Annotated in this window: 14 protein-coding genes; 3 read left to right on the top strand and 11 right to left on the bottom strand. The window is 69.7% G+C overall.

Annotation, left to right across the window (positions count from 1 at the left end):
- Positions 1-87: 87 nt before the first annotated feature.
- The 3 genes from ACMCNK_RS22100 to ACMCNK_RS22090 are packed head-to-tail and all read right to left on the bottom strand — an operon-like array spanning position 88 to position 2,220.
- On the bottom strand, positions 88-861 hold the full coding sequence (locus ACMCNK_RS22100) for a maleylpyruvate isomerase family mycothiol-dependent enzyme (protein WP_412738291.1): 774 nt from the start codon (positions 859-861) through the stop codon (positions 88-90).
- A gap of 46 nt (positions 862-907) precedes the next feature.
- A complete protein-coding gene (locus tag ACMCNK_RS22095; RefSeq protein ID WP_412738290.1) occupies positions 908-1,090 on the bottom strand; it encodes a hypothetical protein in 183 nt (60 codons plus the stop codon).
- Positions 1,087-2,220 carry an IS701 family transposase gene (locus ACMCNK_RS22090; protein WP_412740818.1) on the bottom strand — a complete coding sequence of 378 codons (1,134 nt, stop codon included), beginning with the start codon at positions 2,218-2,220 and terminating at the stop codon, positions 1,087-1,089. The genes ACMCNK_RS22095 and ACMCNK_RS22090 overlap by 4 nt, the downstream gene beginning before the upstream one ends.
- A 135-nt stretch (positions 2,221-2,355) precedes the next feature.
- Between ACMCNK_RS22090 and ACMCNK_RS22085 the strand changes: the two genes are divergently transcribed.
- Positions 2,356-3,744 carry an IS701 family transposase gene (locus ACMCNK_RS22085; protein WP_412738289.1) on the top strand — a complete coding sequence of 463 codons (1,389 nt, stop codon included), beginning with the start codon at positions 2,356-2,358 and terminating at the stop codon, positions 3,742-3,744.
- Positions 3,745-3,943: 199 nt separating this feature from the next.
- Here the strand turns inward: ACMCNK_RS22085 and ACMCNK_RS22080 are convergent, their stop codons facing one another.
- Positions 3,944-5,422 carry an FG-GAP repeat domain-containing protein gene (locus tag ACMCNK_RS22080; RefSeq protein ID WP_412738288.1) on the bottom strand — a complete coding sequence of 493 codons (1,479 nt, stop codon included), beginning with the start codon at positions 5,420-5,422 and terminating at the stop codon, positions 3,944-3,946.
- A 124-nt stretch (positions 5,423-5,546) separates the two neighbouring features.
- A complete protein-coding gene (locus tag ACMCNK_RS22075) occupies positions 5,547-7,058 on the bottom strand; it encodes an FG-GAP-like repeat-containing protein (RefSeq protein WP_412738287.1) in 1,512 nt (503 codons plus the stop codon).
- Positions 7,059-7,210: 152 nt separating this feature from the next.
- Between ACMCNK_RS22075 and ACMCNK_RS22070 the strand changes: the two genes are divergently transcribed.
- Positions 7,211-10,690 carry a BTAD domain-containing putative transcriptional regulator gene (locus tag ACMCNK_RS22070; RefSeq protein ID WP_412738286.1) on the top strand — a complete coding sequence of 1,160 codons (3,480 nt, stop codon included), beginning with the start codon at positions 7,211-7,213 and terminating at the stop codon, positions 10,688-10,690.
- A 99-nt stretch (positions 10,691-10,789) separates the two neighbouring features.
- Here the strand turns inward: ACMCNK_RS22070 and ACMCNK_RS22065 are convergent, their stop codons facing one another.
- From ACMCNK_RS22065 to ACMCNK_RS22045, 5 genes are all read right to left on the bottom strand, one after another.
- On the bottom strand, positions 10,790-11,539 hold the full coding sequence (locus ACMCNK_RS22065; protein ID WP_412738285.1) for a hypothetical protein: 750 nt from the start codon (positions 11,537-11,539) through the stop codon (positions 10,790-10,792).
- Positions 11,540-11,785: 246 nt separating this feature from the next.
- Positions 11,786-13,537 (bottom strand): S8 family serine peptidase, encoded by a 1,752-nt coding sequence (locus tag ACMCNK_RS22060; RefSeq protein ID WP_412738284.1) that lies wholly within the window; start codon positions 13,535-13,537, stop codon positions 11,786-11,788.
- A 26-nt stretch (positions 13,538-13,563) separates the two neighbouring features.
- Positions 13,564-15,339, bottom strand: coding sequence for a PIG-L family deacetylase (locus ACMCNK_RS22055; RefSeq protein ID WP_412738283.1), 1,776 nt, complete (start codon positions 15,337-15,339; stop codon positions 13,564-13,566).
- Between the two features lie 339 nt (positions 15,340-15,678).
- Positions 15,679-16,158, bottom strand: coding sequence for a hypothetical protein (locus ACMCNK_RS22050; RefSeq protein WP_412738282.1), 480 nt, complete (start codon positions 16,156-16,158; stop codon positions 15,679-15,681).
- Positions 16,159-16,216: 58 nt separating this feature from the next.
- Entirely contained in the window at positions 16,217-17,347 is a 1,131-nt protein-coding gene (locus ACMCNK_RS22045) for an acetyl-CoA C-acyltransferase (protein ID WP_412738281.1), read from the bottom strand.
- A gap of 36 nt (positions 17,348-17,383) precedes the next feature.
- Here ACMCNK_RS22045 and ACMCNK_RS22040 point away from each other — a divergent pair, with 36 nt between their 5' ends.
- A complete protein-coding gene (locus tag ACMCNK_RS22040) occupies positions 17,384-17,839 on the top strand; it encodes a PH domain-containing protein (RefSeq protein ID WP_412738280.1) in 456 nt (151 codons plus the stop codon).
- On the opposite strand, the gene ACMCNK_RS22035 is transcribed toward ACMCNK_RS22040, so the two are convergent.
- A complete protein-coding gene (locus tag ACMCNK_RS22035; protein WP_412738279.1) occupies positions 17,815-18,726 on the bottom strand; it encodes a rhomboid family intramembrane serine protease in 912 nt (303 codons plus the stop codon). The two genes, ACMCNK_RS22040 and ACMCNK_RS22035, sit on opposite strands and share 25 nt — an antisense overlap.
- Positions 18,727-18,731: the final 5 nt, after the last annotated feature.

The raw sequence follows: 18,731 nt of genomic DNA, 5'->3' as shown, positions 1-18,731 counted from the left end.
GTGACCGTGCTGCGCGACCCGGACTTCACTGTGGCCGGCTATGTGGAGGACGTCGACAAGCCTGACTACGAATGAGGCACCCGGCGGTCAGAATCTGCTGTTCGCCAGCCAATGCGCGAAGAGTTCCTGGTCGCCGACGATCTCCACGTCAGCCGTTCCCACGGGCAGGCGCCGGTTGAGCAGGAGCATCAGCTGCAGGGCGGGCCCGCGTACCGTGACCTGGGCCTGGTCGTAGCCGTGCCGCCAGGTGACACCGGCCGGGGCGCGGACGACCGACCATTCGCAGTTCGGGCCGAGATCCGTGTCCGTGGCGAGGAACTGCAGCGATTCACCGGTACCCGCCAGGCCGGCGAATGCGCTCGACACACCGATGTCCGGCCTGGACAGCGTCGCGGCGGTCTCCAGTATGTCGGACACGCCGTCAGCCGCAAGATCCGCGGCCAGGTCACCCTCGATGCCCAACGCCAGTTCGGCGTCGAAGCGATGCACCAGCTCGTCGTGGAGCATGCGGCGGACCCAGAAGCCCGCGGTCCGGTCCTTCTGCCACGTCCAGACCACCTGTTCCGGTCCCGCGGCTCGCACCGCGTCAGCGAGCATCCGCGCTCCTGCCGTCAGCCACTCGCTGCGCTCATCCGGGTCGGCAGGCACGACTGCCTCCTGCATCGGGATCGGCTCCAGCAGGCGCCGCCGGATGAGCTCGGCGGCCCAACGGTGCCCGCGGCCGACGTGCCCGACCAGTTGTTCCAACGTCCAGCCAGGGCACGTGGGGATCGGGCATTGGCTGTCCGCGTCATGCGACAGCCCTGCCAGCCTGACCGTTTCTGACTCGAGCTCCAGGAAGTACCGTTCAACATCAAGCACGAATCGCACATCCTCGGTCCGATGGGGCTGCTCGCCGTCCAGGATCCTAGTACTGCAACGGCAGTTGGTTGAGTGGGTAGCCGCGGCGTTTGTAGTGGCTGATGCGGGCTTGGTGTTGGCGTTTGCGGCGCCAGTGGGACCACTGCCAGATGTGGTGTTCGGGCTGGTGGAAGCGGACGATCAGTGCGGCGATGAGGCGTCTGATCTCGGGTACGGTGTAGCCGATCATCGCGTCGTGGCCGGTGGTGGTTCCCCTTTTGACGATAGGGTTCTGGCGACGACGAGCCAGGCATGTGCGGCCATGGACAGGGTGATGTGGGCGTACCAGGCTCGCCAGTCGCGGACCTGGTACTCGTCCAGGCCGGCCTCGTTCTTGGCCTGTTGAAAGCATTCCTCGACCGCCCAACGGGTCCCGGCGATGCGGGCCAGGTCCATCAGCCGGGTCTTACTTGGCCCGTAGCAGACGTAGTAGGCCAGCTCGCCCGTGCTGATGTTGCGCCGGGCGAGCAGCCAATGCCCTCTGCCCGGACGCCAGAACACCCGGATCGGGATCCGCGCCCACCAGTACTCGCGTGGCCCGTGAGCGCCCGGTCCGCAAGACACCCGAGACCACGCCCGGCCCGGCAACGCGGCGATCAGCTTGTCGACGCGGGCAGAGCCCATACCGGTCGTGATCACGTCGTCGTTGCGGCGGGTCGCGACGACATGCGCCTGGTCGTGCTCTTCCATGAAGACCCGCAACGATTTCGACTGCCCGTAAGCCTCGTCCATCGTCACCCAGCCGGCCGGAAGACCGGCGGTGAACGCCCGGGCCAGCATGCTGCGGGCCATCTCGACCTTCGTGGCGAAGCCCACCTCATCCGGGACACCGGCCGCCCGGCAACGGTCGCGGTCATCGGTCCACGCCGTGGGTAGATACAACTGCCGGTCGATCAGCGCGTGACCTTTCGCTGATCGGTAGGCCATAAACACCCCGACCTGGCAGTTCTCGATCCGGCCGGCAGTTCCCGAGTACTGCCGGGCCACGCCCGCCGACTTCACGCCCTTCTTCAAGAAGCCCGTGTCGTCGATGATCAGCACACCGTCCGGGGCGCCAAGGTGCTCGATCACGTAGTCCCGCAGATCGTCACGCACCGCGTCGATGTCCCAGTCGGCCCACCGCAGCAACCGCTGCATCCCGTCCGGCGAGACGTCACCGGCCTGCTCGGCCAGAGTCCAACCGTTCGTGCGGGACAACCCGGCCACCAGCCCGGCCAGATACTGCCGCGCCCGCCGTCGCGGCTCTGAGCGCGTGAACCGCCCACCGATCCGAGCATGCAACCGGTCCAGCTCGCCAGACCATCGATCAACATCAACCACCGTCACGACCAGCTCAACGAGCCGATCATCAATGCGTTCCGCCCGCTGAGTGCCGTTGCAGTACTAGTAGGACTTTGTTAGGTCGTTTCGGTGTGTCGCTTGTAGCCGGTCGGTGATGATGCTTGGCTGCGCTGCGTGGACGAGCGTGGGCTGGCGCGGGTGCGGGAGCAGCTTCAGGAGTTCGCCGCTGGGGTGTTCGCGGGGTTGACGCGGGTGGATCAGCGGGAGACGGGTGTGCGATATCTGCGCGGGTTGATGCTGGATGGGCAGCGTAAGTCGATGCAGCCGATGGCTGCCCGTCTCGGGGTGGATCATCAGCAGTTGCAGCAGTTCCTGACCTCCTCGACGTGGGACGTGGTCGGTGTGCGACGGCGGGTCGCGACGGCGGCGGTCGGCCTGATCACGCCGCGGGTGTGGGTGGTCGACGACACCGGCTTCGCCAAGGATGGCCCTGCGTCAGCGTGTGTGGCCCGGCAGTACTCCGGAACCCTCGGCAAGGTCGGCAACTGCCAGATCGCGGTCAGCGTGCACGCGGCGACCGACGTGGGATCGGCGGTGCTGGACTGGCGGTTGTTCGTCCCGGAGTCCTGGGACGAGACCTGCGTACCCGACCAGCACGGGAAAGTCGCGAACGGTCACGCCCGCCGGCTGCGCCGTCAGCCGAACACCCTGGACCGGGCCGGAAAGAAGAAGCCGCACCTGCGCAAGGAGGTGCCACGCGAGGAACGGATCGCACAGATCCTGCGTCGCAGGGCGGCGGCGAAGATCCCTGACGGTGAACGCTACCGGCCGAAATGGCTGATGGCCCTGGAGATGATCGACGAACTGGCCGACTGGGGCCTGCGGCCGCCGCTGGTGACCGCCGATGCCGGCTACGGTCAGGTCGCCGAGTTCCGGCAGGGCCTGAGCGACCGTGGCATCGGCTGGATCGTGGCGACGACCTCGAGCACCACCGCCCAGCCCGGTCACGCCGAACCGGCCGAGGTTGCCTACGCCGGAGTCGGCAAGTATCCCACCCCGCGATATCCGCATCCGGCCCGCAGTATCAGAGACCTCGCCCTGGACCACGGCGCTGAGCACGCCACGCTCGTGCACTGGCGCGAACGGCTACCCCCACCCGACAGTACTGGCGACCAGAGCACCGGCACCCTGTCCGGGCACTTCTTCGCCCTGCGGATCCGCCTTGCTGGCAGAGCCGTCCGCGAAGGCCTGCCCCCACACGGTGGCGGCGTCCTGCCCGACTGCTGGCTGCTCGTGCAGTGGCCGCCCGGCCTCGACGAACCTACCGACTACTGGCTGTCCGACCTGCCCACCGACACCGCCCTAGCCGACCTGGTCCACCTCGCGAAAAGCCGCTGGCGCATCGAACACGACTACCGCGAACTCAAAACCGGCCTCGGCCTCGACCACTTCGAAGGCCGTTCCTGGATCGGCTGGCACCGCCACGTCACCCTCGCCACCGCCGCCCAACTGTTCCTCACGCAGCTGCGGCTGACCGACCCAAAAGCAACCCGGCAGCCCTGAGCCTCTACGCCGTCCTACGGCACCTGCAATACCAACTCGGCACCTGGCTCGGGTTCTGCCCACACTGCCACCAACCAGTCCCGACCTAACAAAGTCCTACTAGTTGCTCTCCGTCGGATATCAGGGTTCGTCGCGGCAGCCGGCCCGGCCACCTTGAGGGCGGCCGGGCCGGAGCGGACGTGGAAGATTGCCGTTGCCGTTATGCGAAGTAGAGGCGTCCGAGGTTGCCCTCGACCTGCTTGCCGTGGAACAGACCCCAGCCCGAACTGACCGAACGGCCACCGTCGAAACCACCACCGGTGTTCAACCGGACGGAAACGTCCGTGCCGTTGTGCACGATCATGTCCGCGCGGCCGTCACCGTTGTAGTCGGCGAAGTACAGCCGGCCCAGGTTGCCGTCCACCTGCTTGCCGTGGAACAGACCCCAACCCGAACTGACCGAACGGCCACCGTCGAAACCGCTGCCCGTGTTCAGTCGTACCGATAGGTCGGTGCCGTTGTGCACGATCAAGTCGGCGCGGCCGTCACCGTTGTCGTCGGCGAAATACAGGCGTCCCAGGTTGCCTGACACGTCCTTGCCGTGGAACAGACCCCAGCCCGAGCTGACCGAACGGCCACCGTCGAAACCGCTGCCCGTGTTCAGCCGCACGGCCAGATCCGTACCGTTGTGCACAAACATGTCCGCGCGGCCGTCACCGTTGAAATCGGCGAAATACAGGCGACCCAGGTTGCCGTCCACCTGCTTACCGTGGAACAGACCCCAACCCGAACTCACCGAACGGCCACCGTCGAAACCACCACCGGTGTTCAGCCGCACGGAAAGGTCCGTGCCGTTGTGCACGATCATGTCCGTACGGTGATCGCCGTTGAAGTCGGCGAAGTACAGCCGACCCAGGTTGCCGTCCACCTGCTTACCGTGGAACAAGCCCCAACCCGAACTCACCGAACGGCCACCGTCGAAACCACCACCGGTGTTCAGCCGCACCGACACATCCGTACCGTTGTGCACCACCAGGTCCGCACGGGCGTCGCCGTCGAAGCTGTCGTAATGGCGGTCCGTGGCGTAGTCCCAGACGGCATCCACGATTTTGGTGGCGTCACTGACCTCGACGGGATAGCGCTCGGGATAGGCGGACACCTGCACCGTCTGGCAGACCTCGCCGACCGGCGCGTTCATCCATGAGTTGTTCGGATACTTGTCGATCATCTTGTTGAGGAACGCGTTCGTCGCCCAGATCGGATCGGTGCGCTGGGCCGCGGTGCCCCAGGGCGCGCGCTGCTGGAACAGCCCGAGGCTGTCGTGGTCGGTCGCCTCGTCGTAGTTCTGCAGAGTGGATTCCACGATGGCGGTGGTGACGGCGATGACCGCCGCCCGGGTGGGCAGGTCACGGTTACGGACCGCCTTGATGATCATTCGTGCGCAGGAAACTCGGTAGGCGGTCATGTGACCGTCGAGTTTGTCGGTGAGTGTGGCGTTCAGCTGGGTCGCCAGGCTGCTGTCGGTGCTCGTCGTTCCGTCCGGATCGCACGGGACGGTCGAGATTGCCGCGGTCACACTGGCAGCGGCCGGCAGGGTCGGATCGACCGCCGCGTTGGCGGTGGACGACAACGTCAGGATGAGCGAGCCGCCCGCCAACATCACGGTCAGCAATCGGCACACGGATCTTCCCGGAATCATTCAAGGGCTCCCTGAGAGCGTTGATGAAACGCGGCCGCCGAAAGGGCGCGCCGCGGCGAATCAAGGAGGATTGCGGCTGCCGGGCAGTGGGGGTTGCCCGGCAGCCGCGAGGGCGCGCGCTGTTTTACGCGAAGTACAGGCGGCCCAGGTTCCCGTCGACCTGCTTACCGTGGAACAGACCCCAACCCGAACTCACCGAACGGCCGCCGTCGAAACCGTTGCCGGTGTTGAGCCGGACCGATACGTCGGTGCCGTTGTGCACGACCATGTCCGCGCGGTGGTCGCCGTTGAAGTCCGCGAAGTACAGCCGGCCCAGGTTCCCGTCCACCTGCTTACCGTGGAGCAGACCCCAACCCGAACTCACCGACTGGCCCCCGTCAAAACCGTTGCCCGTGTTCAGCCGCACGGCCAGATCCGTACCGTTGTGCACAAACATGTCCGCGCGGCCGTCGCCGTTGAAGTCCGCGAAGTACAAGCGGCCCAGGTTCCCGTCGACCTGCTTACCGTGGAACAGACCCCAACCCGAACTCACCGAACGGCCACCGTCGAAACCGTTGCCCGTGTTCAGCCGCACGGCCAGATCCGTACCGTTGTGCACAAACATGTCCGCGCGGCCGTCACCGTTGAAGTCCGCGAAGTACAAGCGGCCGAGGTTGCCGGAGACGTCCTTGCCGTGGAACAGTCCCCAGCCCGAGCTGACCGAACGGCCACTGTCGAAACCGTTGCCTGTGTTCAGCCGTACGGAAATGTCCGTGCCGTTGTGCACGATCATGTCCGTACGGTGGTCACCGTTGAAATCGGCGAAGTACAGCCGACCCAGGTTGCCGTCCACCTGCTTACCGTGGAACAAGCCCCAACCCGAACTCACCGAACGGCCACCGTCGAAACCACCACCGGTGTTCAGCCGCACCGACACATCCGTACCGTTGTGCACCACCAGGTCCGCACGGGCGTCGCCGTTGAAGCTGTCGTAGTTGCCGTCGAGGATGTTGTCGTAGCGGATCGGGGTGTAGAGGCTCGCGTAGCCGCTGTCCCAGGTGTCCTGGACGGTGTCGCGGCTGCCGGTCTGTTCGATGACGACCGGCTCGGTGTGCGCGGAGTCGGACCATTTGAGGAACAGCGCCACGTGGTTCTCGTGCGGGTCGCCGGTGTGCCGCAGCAGCGCGTCGCCCGGCTCCAGCGACGAGCGCGCGATCTGATGCGACCGCTCGTTCAGATTGCCGGTCCAGAACGCGCTGCCGGAGCCGCCCAATCCCCAGGCCATCGAGACGAATCCCGAGCAGTCGGTCCGGTAGTCGCCGTAGCTGTTGCGGTAGCAGCGGTCCTGGCTGTACGGGATTCCGACGCTCAGCCAGCTCCGGGCCCGGGTGAGCACCTCGTCGCGGGTCAGCTCCTGATCGGAGCCGTTGTCGTCGCACGGCGTCGGCGTGGTGGGGACAGCGGCGAGAGCGGCGCTGCTGGCACGGGCGGGCAGCCCGGGGTACGACGGCAGCGGCGGGTCACCGGGCGAGGCCGGCTGCGGCACGGCCGGTGGCGCGGCCGACGCCGGCGATACCGCCAGTGGCCCGGCGATCAGTGCCAGGGGCACCGCCAGCCCCATGGCCAGCCTGTGTAGGAATTGAGCGTGCAATGTCACGAACCCTCCCCGTTCCGGCGCGGGCTGTGGGGTGCCCGCTGCCAGGAGAGTTTGCGATCTGCCTCTCCACGCTCGCTGTAGGGCAGAAACCCGTAGTCGCCCCGTACTAGGCTGCATCCACCTTGATCACGGTTCGGGGGGTAGCGAGCACGATGGGTGGCACGGACAGCCTCGGCCGATCGATCCGCCAGTGGCGCCAGGAGCGCGGCCTCAGCCAGCGGGAACTGGCCGACCGGGCCGGGGTCAGTCTCGGCGCGGTCCGTGATCTGGAACAGGAGCGCAGCAACCATCCGCGGGCACAGTCCGCCGAGGCGCTCGCCGACGCTCTGGGGCTGACCGGTGGGGACCGCAAACTCCTGCGCCGGCTGGCGGCCCGCCCGCGACCCGAACCGGCCGCGCCGTCCGGCCCGGTCCACGTCTCGGTTCTGGGCCCGCTCGCCGCGAGTTCTCCGTCCGGCCCGGTCGACATCGGATTCGGGCGCCACCGCGTGGTGCTGGCCCGGCTGGCGCTGACGCCCAATCACCCGGTCAGCCGCGAGGAACTGATCGAAGTGCTGTGGCCGGACGGCGCTCCGCCCTCCGCGCCGAACGTGGTGCAGACCCATGTGAGCCGGCTGCGCCGGATCCTCGCACCGTCGCCGGGCAACGACGCCGAGGCGGTGCTGTCGTGGACGCCGGGCGGATACCGGCTGCGAATGGACGAGAGCCGGCTCGACGTGGTCGCGTACCGCAGCCGGCTGGCGGAGTGGCGCCGCTGGTCGCCGTCCGATCCGCAGCGGGGATTCGATCTGCTCAGTGCCGCCCTGGATCTGTGGCGCGGGCACCGGGCCGCCGAGGACATCGTCGAGTTGCACCAGCATCACCTCGTCACGGCGTTCACCGACGAGCTGATCGACGCGACCATCCAGCTGGCGTACCTCGGTCTGGCGGTACAGCGTCTGCCTGAGGTGCTGCCGCGGCTGCGCCGCCTGACCTCCCAGCACCTCTGGCACGAGCCACTGCACGCGCGGCTCGTGGTCACTCTCGCTGCGCTGGGCCAGCAGGCGGCGGCGTTGGAGGCGTACGAGGAGGTCAAGCACCGCCTGGCCGAGGAGCTGGCGATCAGCCCGGGCGCCGAGCTGGTCGCTGCCCGGCAGGCCGTGCTGGCGGGGCGCTGGGAGTCCCGGCCAGCGGCCCGCGCCGAGCGTCCCCTCATCCCGTGGCAGGTACCCGCGCCGCCCCCGGACTTCACCGGTCGCGGCGAGCAACTGCACGCGCTGGAGCGGCTGTTCCGCACGGCGCTGCGGGACGGCCGTGCCGCCCGGCAGATCGTGTGCGTGATCTCCGGCATGCCCGGGGTCGGCAAGACCAGTCTGGCGCTGCGTGCCGCCGAGGCGCTGCGGGACGACTTCCCGGACGGGCAGCTCTACATCGACCTGCGGGGCGCCGACCACAAGCCGGTCGGCGTCCTGACCCTGCTGGCCCGGCTCCTACGTGGACTCGGCACGCCCGGCCAGGCCGTACCGATGGACGTCGACGAGGCGTCCGCGCTGTACCGTTCGCTGCTGGCCGGGCGCCGGATGCTGGTCGTGCTGGACAATGCGCGCAATGCCGAGCAACTGCGGCCGCTGCTGCCCGGCGGGGGCGGCAGCGCCGTACTGATCACCAGCCGGCACGACTGCACGGACCTGCCCGGCGCCACCCACATCGACCTGCCGGTCCTGTCCCGGCAGGAGGCCGCCGACATGCTGGACGGCGGGCGCCGACCAGGCTGGACGGCCGTGGACCGGCAGGCGGCGACCGCGCTGGCGGAGGCGTGCGGCCGGCTGCCGGTCGCGTTGCGGGTGCTGGCGGGCCGGCTCGCCGCCCGGCCGCGGCGCAACCCGGCGGAGCTTCTGCAGTCGATGATCGATGCGCGGTCCCAGGCGGGCGACGCGGCGGTGCGGGCCACGTTCGACATCAGCTACCGGGAGTTGCCGCCGGAGGCGGCGCGGCTGTTCCGGTTCGCGGCGCAGCTGCCCGGCACCACCTTCTCGCGGGAGGCAGCGGCGGCGTTGTGCGCGGCGGACGCCGACGACACGGGACTGCTGCTCGACCGGTTGGTCGAGGAGAACCTGCTGCAGGCGGTGACCGGCGACCGGTACCGGTATCACGACCTGTTGCGCCGCTACGCACTCGATCTGGGTGCGCCGAACGCGGACGGCCCGGCCGCGCTGCGCCGGCTCGCCGACTGGTACCTCACCCGCACCGCCGCGGCGATGCGGCTCGTGTATCCCGCGATGGTGCGGCTGCCCACCGAGGTCGATGCGGCCGCGATGTGCTTCGCGGACGTCAACGACGCGACGACCTGGCTGGACAACGAGATCGGCAACCTCGTCGAGCTGATCGAGACGGTGGCCGCGGGCGCCCACCCGGCTCGCGCCTGGCAGCTCGCCGACCAGCTTCGGGGCTATTTTTTCGTACGCCGGGAGACGGTCTCGTGGCTGGCCACGGGCGAATCCGGGCTGGCGGCCGCCGAGACAGCCGGCGATCGGATGGCGCAGGCCGCCATGCACCAGACCATCGGCCAGGCGCATTGGGCGGCGGGCCGCCATTGGGCCGCGCTGGAGGCGTACGGGCAGGGCACGGCCGCCGCGCGGGACAGCGGCTGGCTGATCGGGGAGGCGTACCTGCTGCACAACCTCGGGCTCGTGCACGCCGAGCTCGGCATGGTCGACGAGGCCCGCGAGCTGTACGAGCACGTCCTGCGCCTCGGTACGGGCCCGGAGTTCGCGCACATCCGGGCGGTCACGTTCAACGATCTCGGCGTGATGTGCACCGAGCAGGGCCTGCTGCGCGACGCGGTCCGGTATTTCCGGGCCGCGATGGACATCAACAGCGAGGTGGCGCGGCTGCCGTCGGCGATGGCGAACTGTTCCAACCTCGGCATGGTGCTGCGTCAGCTGGAGGAGTTCGATTCCGCGCACGAGTACCTGACCCGGGCGCTGACCTACTACCGGGACACGGGCGCCACCAGCGGGCAGATGTCCACTCTCGACGAGTTGAGCCAGCTCTATCAGCAGCGGGCCGAATGGAGTGCCGGGGTCGACGCCGCCGGTCAGGCGTTGCGGATCGCCGAGCAGCTCGCGAACCCGAAGGCCACCACGGGGGTGTTGAACACGCTGGGTTTCGCGCTGCTCGGTGCGCGTGCGGTGTCGGAGGCGCAGGCACGGTTCCGCGAGGCCCTGGAGTTGAGCCGCGAATGCGGGTACCAGTACAGCGAGGCGCAGGCCGGCATCGGCGCGGCGGCCGGGCTGCTCGCCGTGGGCGCGGTCGACCAGGCGCGGGCGGCCGCGGCCGAGGCGCTGGAGATCGCACACCGGAAGGACTATCGCATTCTGGCGGGCGACGCGTTGGCCACCCTGGCCCGAGCGGCCCTGGCCGCCGGTGACCCGTCGGCCGCGGCCGGCCACTGCGCTGCGGCGCTGCCGTACTACCGGTCTGCCGGCAGCCCGGGCCGGCTGCGTGAGCTGGACGTGCTGGCCGAAGAGGCTGCCGCCGCGATCGCGACGCCGCCTCCGGCGACGCGGCCGTGGCCGTCGCACCAGATTTCCGGCCCGGCCCGGTCACGTCATCACGTGTCGTCGGATCAGCTCGTCACCGGCCGCGACTGACGGATCAGCTTCGACGGCCCGCGTCTGATGCCGGGCAAGCGAAAAGCCCCGCCCGTTTGCCGGTCAGCAAGCGGGCGGGGCTTTCGTCGAGCGGGCCGGTTACGCGGGGACGGCGTTGAGCAGGATCTTGCCGTCCTGGCGGGCGCAGCTGCCCCAGTCGTTCGAGGTGGTCACCTTCAGCACGTAGGCGCGCTTGGCGTCGAGGCCGGTGTAGATCTTCGCGACCTTCGCGGTGGTCCAGCCGGTCTGCGTGGTCGTCGTGGTGTTGATGACCTTGCCGTCGGCCAGGCGGACGAGCTGGAGCTGGGTGGTGATCGCGATGGTCGGCGCCTTCAGGTTGTCGGCGCGGGCGCCGCCGCCGGCCGCGACGAGGTAGCCGCGCCACTGCGGCACGGACATCTCGAACGTCGCCCGGGTGCGGTCCGCCGCCCGGTACGCCCGCGCCTTGGTCACGATCGTCGGGGCGAGCGTCTTCTCGGTCACGGCGACCTGGGCGCCCTGGCCCAGCGAGTCCTCGGAGCGCACCGTGATCTTGTACGTGGAGCACTTGTTCGGCGTCGAGACCGCGACGTGGAACCGACCGTCCGCGGTCAGCGCCTGCGTCGAAGGAACCACGTACGAGGCGACCTTGGTGGCACCGTCGTTGACCGTCACGCGGTAGCGGGTCGCGTGGGTGGTGGGCTTCCAGTACACGTCGGTCAGCGTGGCGCTCGTCGCCGAGCGGACCTGCTGCACACCCATCGGGACGCCCGGAACCGCAGCGGAGGCGGCCGAGGCCGAGTGCGGTGCGGCGAGGAGAGCGCCGGCCAGGGCCACGCCGGTGGTGGCGATCAGGCGCGACAGCTTCATGTTTGTGTTCCCTTCACGTCCCCGTTTTTCTGACACGGGCAACGATGCCGGGCGCGAATCAACAGAAGCTCAAGCGTCACTCTGCGTTGCCCCCACTTCCGCGCCTGAGCGCGGCCGCGGGACACTCCGAACCCGCGTCATCACGGTACGGAGTCAGAGTCTGACGGTCGGATCCCGACCAGTCGCGGAGAGTGACAGCGAATAGGGATCCGGCCGGGCGCGTGCGCCCGGCCGGAAAAGAACAGTTCAGCGCTTCCAGGTACGCGTGGCGTCATACCGGATGTTGCCCACCCGGTCCGGCGCCCGCAGCTGAACCTTGATCGTCTTGCCGTACTTCGCGGTGTCGACCACGAACTGGTAGCCCGCGGACCAGTCCCACTGGGTCAGCTTGCCGTTGATCCACAGCTCCACCCGCGAGACCCCGCTGCCGGCGTCGCTCGCGCTCGCCTTGACCGTGACCTTGCCCTTGACCTTCGCGTTGTTGGCGGGGCCGGAGGTCCACTTCAGCGTCGGCGCCAGATTGTCCGCGACCACGTTGCGGTAGAGCATGCCGACGTTGCCGGCCCGGTCGAAGATCTTCCACTGCAGCTTGACCGTGCCGTTGCGGGTGCCGCTGTTGAAGTTCACCGCGAACGGCGCGCTGTAGTCGCTGCCGATGTACTTGCCGTCCGCGTACAGCCAGGCGTGGTCGGCGCCGGAGCCGCCCGCGTTGTCGGACACGTTGGTCGCGGTGACCGTCACGGTACCCCGGAACTTGGCCATGTAACCCGGGGTCGCGCCGCCCACGGTCGGCGGGGTCTTGTCGCCCGGGGCGGCAAGCGCCTTCTCCGCGCGGACCTCGCCGTACTTGACCCAGTCGCCGGACAGCGGCTGCGCGGTGGTGGTCAGCGCGTTCTCCATCGTCCACACGGTGGCCGCCGGGTCGTGCGACTTCACCAGGGCCGCGACGCCGGACACCAGGGGGGTCGAGGCCGACGTACCGCAGAACTTGCTGTAGTCGCCGGTCGTCAGCTGCGCGGTGGTGCAGAACGGGGCGGCGACGTCGACCCAGTTCGCCCCGAAGTTCGAGCCGACGTCCGCGCCGAGCTCGTCGTCGTGGGCCGTGAACCGGTTGCCGGCCGCGTCGGTGCCGCCGACCGCGATCACGCCGTCGTTGCCCGCCGGGTAGTTGATCTCCGCCCGGGCGTCGTTGCCGGCCGCGGCGATCACGACGGCGCCCTTGCTGCGGGCGTAGTCCGTCGCCATCTGCAGCAGCTCGCTGGGGCCGCCCGGACCGCCGAGCGACAGGTTGATCACCTTGGCGCCGTGGTCGGCGGCGTACACGATGCCGTCGGCGACCCGGTCGTCGAGGCCCTCGCCCCACTGGTCCAGCACCTTGACCGGCATGATCCGGCACTGCCAGCACACACCGGCGATCCCGGAGGCGTTGTTGCCGCGCGCCGCGATGACCGAGGCGACCGCCGTACCGTGACCGTTGTCGTCGGCCGGGTCGGCGTCGTCGTTCACGAAGTCCCAGCCCGGCTCGGTCGCGCCGGCGATGTCACCGACCGGGGCGACCCCGGTGTCCACGACCGCGACGAGCGTGCCCGCGGCGCCGGTCGTGGTGTCCCAGGCGGCCGGCACATGGATCTGGGGCAGCTCGGTCTGCTCCGCGAAGCGCGGGTCGTCCGGCGTCACGTCGAGCTTCTTCACCTTGCGGTTGACCTCGACGAACGCGACGTTCGAATCCGCCTTGAGCTTCGCCTTGACCTGGGAGAGGTCCTTGGTCTTCACGGTCAGCGTGCGGGCCTTGAGCTTCGTGGCCAGCCGCTGGGTGCCCTTGAACCGCAGCCCGGCCGCGGCGAGACGGTGCGTGACGTTCTGCAGACCACCGCCGGACCGGAACCCGACGACCAGCTTCACGCTGGTCTCGTCGGCACTCGCCTCGTGAGCCGTCACGCCGATGCCCAGCGCCAGCGCCGGGACCAGCAGCGCCGCAGCGATCCGATTCTTTCGCATGGTCGCCCTTTCCTGCGTACGACGGCTCAGCGAGCCGGTTCGACCTGGAACTCGGCCAGGCCGACGTTGCGCGTGGTGGAGCTGACCGCCGTGACGGTCAGTACGAGACTGCTGATGGTGCGGCGCGAGAACGTGACCGTGCGCCCGGCGCCGTTGTTGGGCAGGGCCGGAACGGTGACCTTGCTGCCGTCGTCGAACTCGAGCGTGGCCCCGGTGATCTGGTCGTTGCCGTTCGGCCGGTCGTACAGCACGACGTGGTCGACGGTCTGCGGCTTGAGCCAGGTCAGCCGCACCCAGCTACCGGCCCGGCCGCCGATGGTCGCCCACTCCTTCCCGGTGCCGACCGTGCCGGTGGAGAACCCGTCGACGACCTTCCAGGCGTACTGCCCGGTCGCGGTGTTCTGCGAGGACGCCTCGACATTGGCCTGCGGCCCCACGGTGGTCGCGTACGCCTGCAGCTCCGCCAGGCCGACGTTGCGGGTCGACGGGGTGACCGAGGTGACCGTGAAGCGCATGCTCGTGACGCGCTTCGGCGCGAACGTCACCGCCTTCGCCTGACCGTCGCCGGGCAGGGCGCCCACGGCCACGGCCGAGCCGTCGCTGAACGTCAGCTTTCCGCCGGCGATGTTGTCCGCCGCGTTCGGCCGGTCGTGCAGCACGACCTTGTCGATCGTCTGCGGGCTGGCCCAGCGCAGCTCGATCCAGCTCCCGGTCTTGCCACTGGCCGTGACCCACTCGCGGCTGGAGTCGATCGGGGAACCGGCCGCCACGTCGTCGATCGCCTTGCCGACGGTCTGCCCCGACTTCGTGTTCTGCGAGGAGGCGGCGAGCGTCGCGATGCGGGCGACGTTGAGCACGCCGCCCTGCTCGCTGCCGGTGGTGTACTGCCGGAACGACCGGATGTCGTAGCCGCTGGCGAGGCATGCGGCCAGGGTCTGGCACACCCGCGAGTCATGCTGGGCGTACTTGAGGAAGATGTCCAGCTTGTGGTCGCGGTCGGCGTACCGCAGGTTGGCCGGCTTGTTCGCCACCGCGTACGACATGTAGCCCGAGATGCGGTGCGGGGTGCGGTACAGCTTGTGCGCGGCCTGCGCTGCGTACGCGGCGGTGTGATGGTCGCTGTGGTCGCCGTCGCCGTACTTGCCGACGAAGTCCATGGTGCGCAGCACGTCCGGCTGGAACGTGGTCATCGCCGCGAGCAGCGTGTTGACCAGACTCGCCTTGCTGTACGAGTCCGCCCCGTCCACGGTGTGGATGGCCGGAATGACGCCGGTCCACAGCTTCTTGAGGCTCTCGTTGCCGGTGGCCGCGAAACCGTCGCCGCCGCCACCGTCGGGCATCCGCAGGAAGATCAGGCTCACTTCGGGCTTGGCGTCCAGCGAGCGCACGGTCAGCTCGTGGCCGGCCAGGGTGACGGTGCGCTCGGTCCAGTCGTCGGCGACGCGCGCCATGAACGCGTACGCGGCGAGCGGGCCCTTCTCGCGCTCACTCCAGTAGCCCTCGCCCGCGCCGGCGTCGCCCGCGGTCAGGAAGATCGTGGTCACACACCGCCCGGCGTCGATGTCGCGCTGCAGATCGGGCGTCATGAAGAGGATGTCGTCGTCCTGATGGGCCGCGACGTCGAGGGTCCGGCCGCGGGTGCACTGCGGGGTCTCCGCGGCGTCGGCGAAGCTGGGTGCTGCCGCCAGTGCGGCGCCAACGATCAGGGTCAGCGCTGCCGCGGCCAGCCGTGCCGGCCTGCGGCCGAGCCGAACCGATCGGTCAGCCCGGTGCCGGGCGCGCCCGCTCGCCTTTCCCAGCAACGTGATTCCCCCATGATCCTCGAGTACCGCGGGCACTCTACACGGGAGAGGCAATCGTTCCGATCGACAGTGATGAAAGCGATACGCACGCAGGCGAAGTGTCGGGAGTTCCGGAATTCCGTTCAGGCGCGCGAAACGACGGAATGCGAGCGCCCGGCAGACCGAGCGTGATCGCGGCATCCCCATCCGTCCCGGATGACCGCACAGATCCCATCAGGACCATTACCCGCCGCATTCGGGTCGTGACGCCAGATCCCGGGTCAGGTCATGCCGGAAGGCGAACACACCTCACCATGCGTAGGCGCGAACGTACCTACCGTGCCGGATCCCGGGTGCGGACTACGCCGCGCCCACCATGGCATCCGCCGGGTCCGGACGCCGGCTGCCGGGCTGCGCCGCGCGTTCCCGGAACACGTGCCGCAGCAGCGACTCCACCTGCCACACCTGGTCGGGCTCGGACGCCCGGACGCGGAACCGTTCCCGGACCCCGTCGACCGCGGTGGCCGCCAGGTCGACCGCGTGCCGCCGCAGGTCGGTGTGCCAGGTGACGTTGCTGAGGTGGCGCAGGTTCGCATTGAGGTGCAGCCGCAGCCGACGCAGCACCCAGGTCTCCTGCGTGACGACAAGACGACGGTACGTGAGCACCAGCAGGAAGTCGCCCGACATGGCGTGGTCCGGGCGCAGGCAGCGGGACACCAGCACGGTGGCGTCGTCGGACTCGACACAACGGCGCAAGATCGGCATGTGCCGGCTCACGGTGGGAATGGTGACGCCGGCTTCCGCCGCGGCCGGGAGGAACGTTCGGGAGAACACGTCCATGTGGCGTCTAACGGCGTCCCCGGGGCGAAGCTGCGGCTGCCTCCCGATGAATGTCGAATTACAGCATCTCGACGATCGTGGCGTTGGCCATTCCGCCGCCCTCGCACATCGTCTGCAGGCCGTACCGGATCTCGGACTGTCGCATGTGGTGCAGCATGGTCGTCATGATCCGGGCCCCGGATGCGCCCAGGGGGTGCCCGAGCGCGATCGCCCCTCCGCACGGGTTGAGCCGGGACGCATCCGCGCCGGTCTCCGCCAGCCACGCCAGCGGCACCGGGGCGAACGCCTCGTTCACCTCGTACACCCCGATGTCGGCCAGGGCGAGGCCCGCCCGCTCCAGAGCCTTCGCGGTGGCCGGGATCGGCGCGGTCAGCATGATCACCGGGTCGGCGGCGGCCACGACCGCGGTGTGGATCCGGGCCAGCGGACGCAGGCCGTGTGCGGCCGCCCAGCGCGACGTCGTCACCGCGAGGGCCGCCGCGCCGTCGGAGATCTGCGAAGCCGACCCGGCGGTGACCACCCCGTCGGCCCGGAACGGGGTCTTCAGCGCGGCCAGCTTCTCCAGCGTCGTGTCCCGGCGGATGCCCTCGTCGCGCACCACTGCGCCGACCGACGCGATCTCCGCGTCGAACTGCCCCGCGTCCTGTGCCTTCGCCGCGGCGGCATGGCTGGCCAGCGCGTACTCGTCGAGCTGAGTACGGGAGAAGCCCCACCGCTGCGCCATCATCTCGGCCCCGACGCCCTGATCGAAGCGGTCCACGCCGTACCGCTCGCGGACCGCCGGGCCGTACGGGTCGCGGTCGAGCCCGCTGGAACCCATCGGCACCCGGCTCATCGACTCCACCCCGCCGGCCACGACCAGGTCGGCCTGGCCGCTGAGCACGGTCGCCGCCGCGAAATGGACCGCCTGCTGACTGGAGCCGCACTGGCGGTCCAGGGTCGTGCCCGGGACGGACTCGGGCCACCCGGCGGCCAGGACCGCATTGCGGGCGACGTTCCACGACTGCTCGCCGACCTGGGACACGCAGCCCCACACCACGTCGTCGACGTCGGCCGCGTCGATGCCACTGCGGTCGGCGAGAGCCCGCAGCACATGAGCGGACAGATCGACCGGGTGCTGGCCCGACAGTCCGCCGTTCCGCCTGCCGACCGGGGTCCGCACCGCCCCGACGATCACCGCATCGCGCATACCGCCGACGGTACGCCCGGCTGGCATAGTGGGACCATGCCCCGTCGCTGGCAGGTGCGGCCCGCCTTCCCGATCGTCAAGCTGCTCGGCGCGGTCGCCCTGCTCGTGCTGGTCCTCGCGTTCGGCCGCCACGACCCGGTGCAGTGGGTGCTCGCGAGCGCCGCCGCGGCCGGGCTGGCCGGCTGGGCGCTGTCCGACCTGATCGCCCCGGTCCGGCTCGCCGCCGACCCGGACGGGATCACCGTGGTCACCGGGTTCGCCCGCCGGCGCCGGCTGGACTGGCCGGCGATCGAGCGCATCCGGGTGGATCGCCGCCAGCGCCTCGGCCTACGCAGCGAGCTGCTGGAGGTGGACGCGGGGGACACGCTGTATCTGTTCAGCGCGCAGCAGCTCGGTTCGCCGCCGGACGAGGTGGCGGAAATCCTGGCCGGATTGCGCAGGGGCACCACGGCGCCCGGTGCGGGCGGTCAGAGCAGTTCGGCGGTGCGGTAGAGGACCAGCACGAGCAGCGCCAGCAGGACCAGCACGCACCCGACGACCTGGATCAGCGTGCGCCGGTTGCGGGGCGCGTACGCAAGGATCGCCGCCACGACCGCGCCGGTGGCGAGGCCGCCGAGGTGGCCCGCGACGGAGACCTCCGCGACCGCGAACGTGAAGACCACGTTGATGACGATGACCGGCAGGATCGGCGCGACGCTCAGATTCAGCCGTTTGAGGATGACGAACACGGCCGACATGAGGCCGAACACCGCGGTGGACGCGCCCGCGGTCATCTGCGAGGGCGGCGAGAACGCGTACGCCGCCACGTTGCCGCCCAGCCCGGCGAGCAGGTACAGCGCGGCGAACCGGCCCGGGCCGAGGAGCCGCTCGATATCCCGGCCGAGGATCCACAGCGCGTACATGTTCATCAGCAGGTGCAGCACGCCGTAATGCAGGAACATCGCCGTGACCAGGCGATACCACTCCCCGGCTGCGATGCCGTGCACCGCGACCTCACCGGGCGGGCCGTACGTGGCGTAGCCGAGCACCGACCCCCACTCGGTGAGCGGGGTGCTGCCGCCGAGCAGGCCCCCCCAGCCGCCACCGGCCACGGCGTGGGACCCGCCGGTCGCGACCGAAAGGATCATCACCGCGACGTTGATGCCGATCAGGCTCCGGGTGACGACACCGGAACCACGGGTGACGCTGCCGCCGAACGCGGTCCGCGCCGGGCGCTGGCTGCGGCGGCCCTCCGTCACGCAGTCCGGGCACTGGTGACCGACCGACGCCTCGTTCATGCAGGCCGGGCAGATCGGCCGCTCACATCGCGTGCACCGGACGTAGGTCTCCCGCGACGGGTGGCGGTAGCAGACCGGGACCGTCGTGGGCACGTCACTCATGCCCA

It is taken from the genome of Krasilnikovia sp. MM14-A1259, from assembly GCF_047159535.1.
Taxonomy (GTDB): Bacteria; Actinomycetota; Actinomycetes; order Mycobacteriales; family Micromonosporaceae; genus Actinoplanes.
Note: the sequence above shows the minus strand (reverse complement) of the source record. Positions and strands in the feature narration are given on the sequence as shown.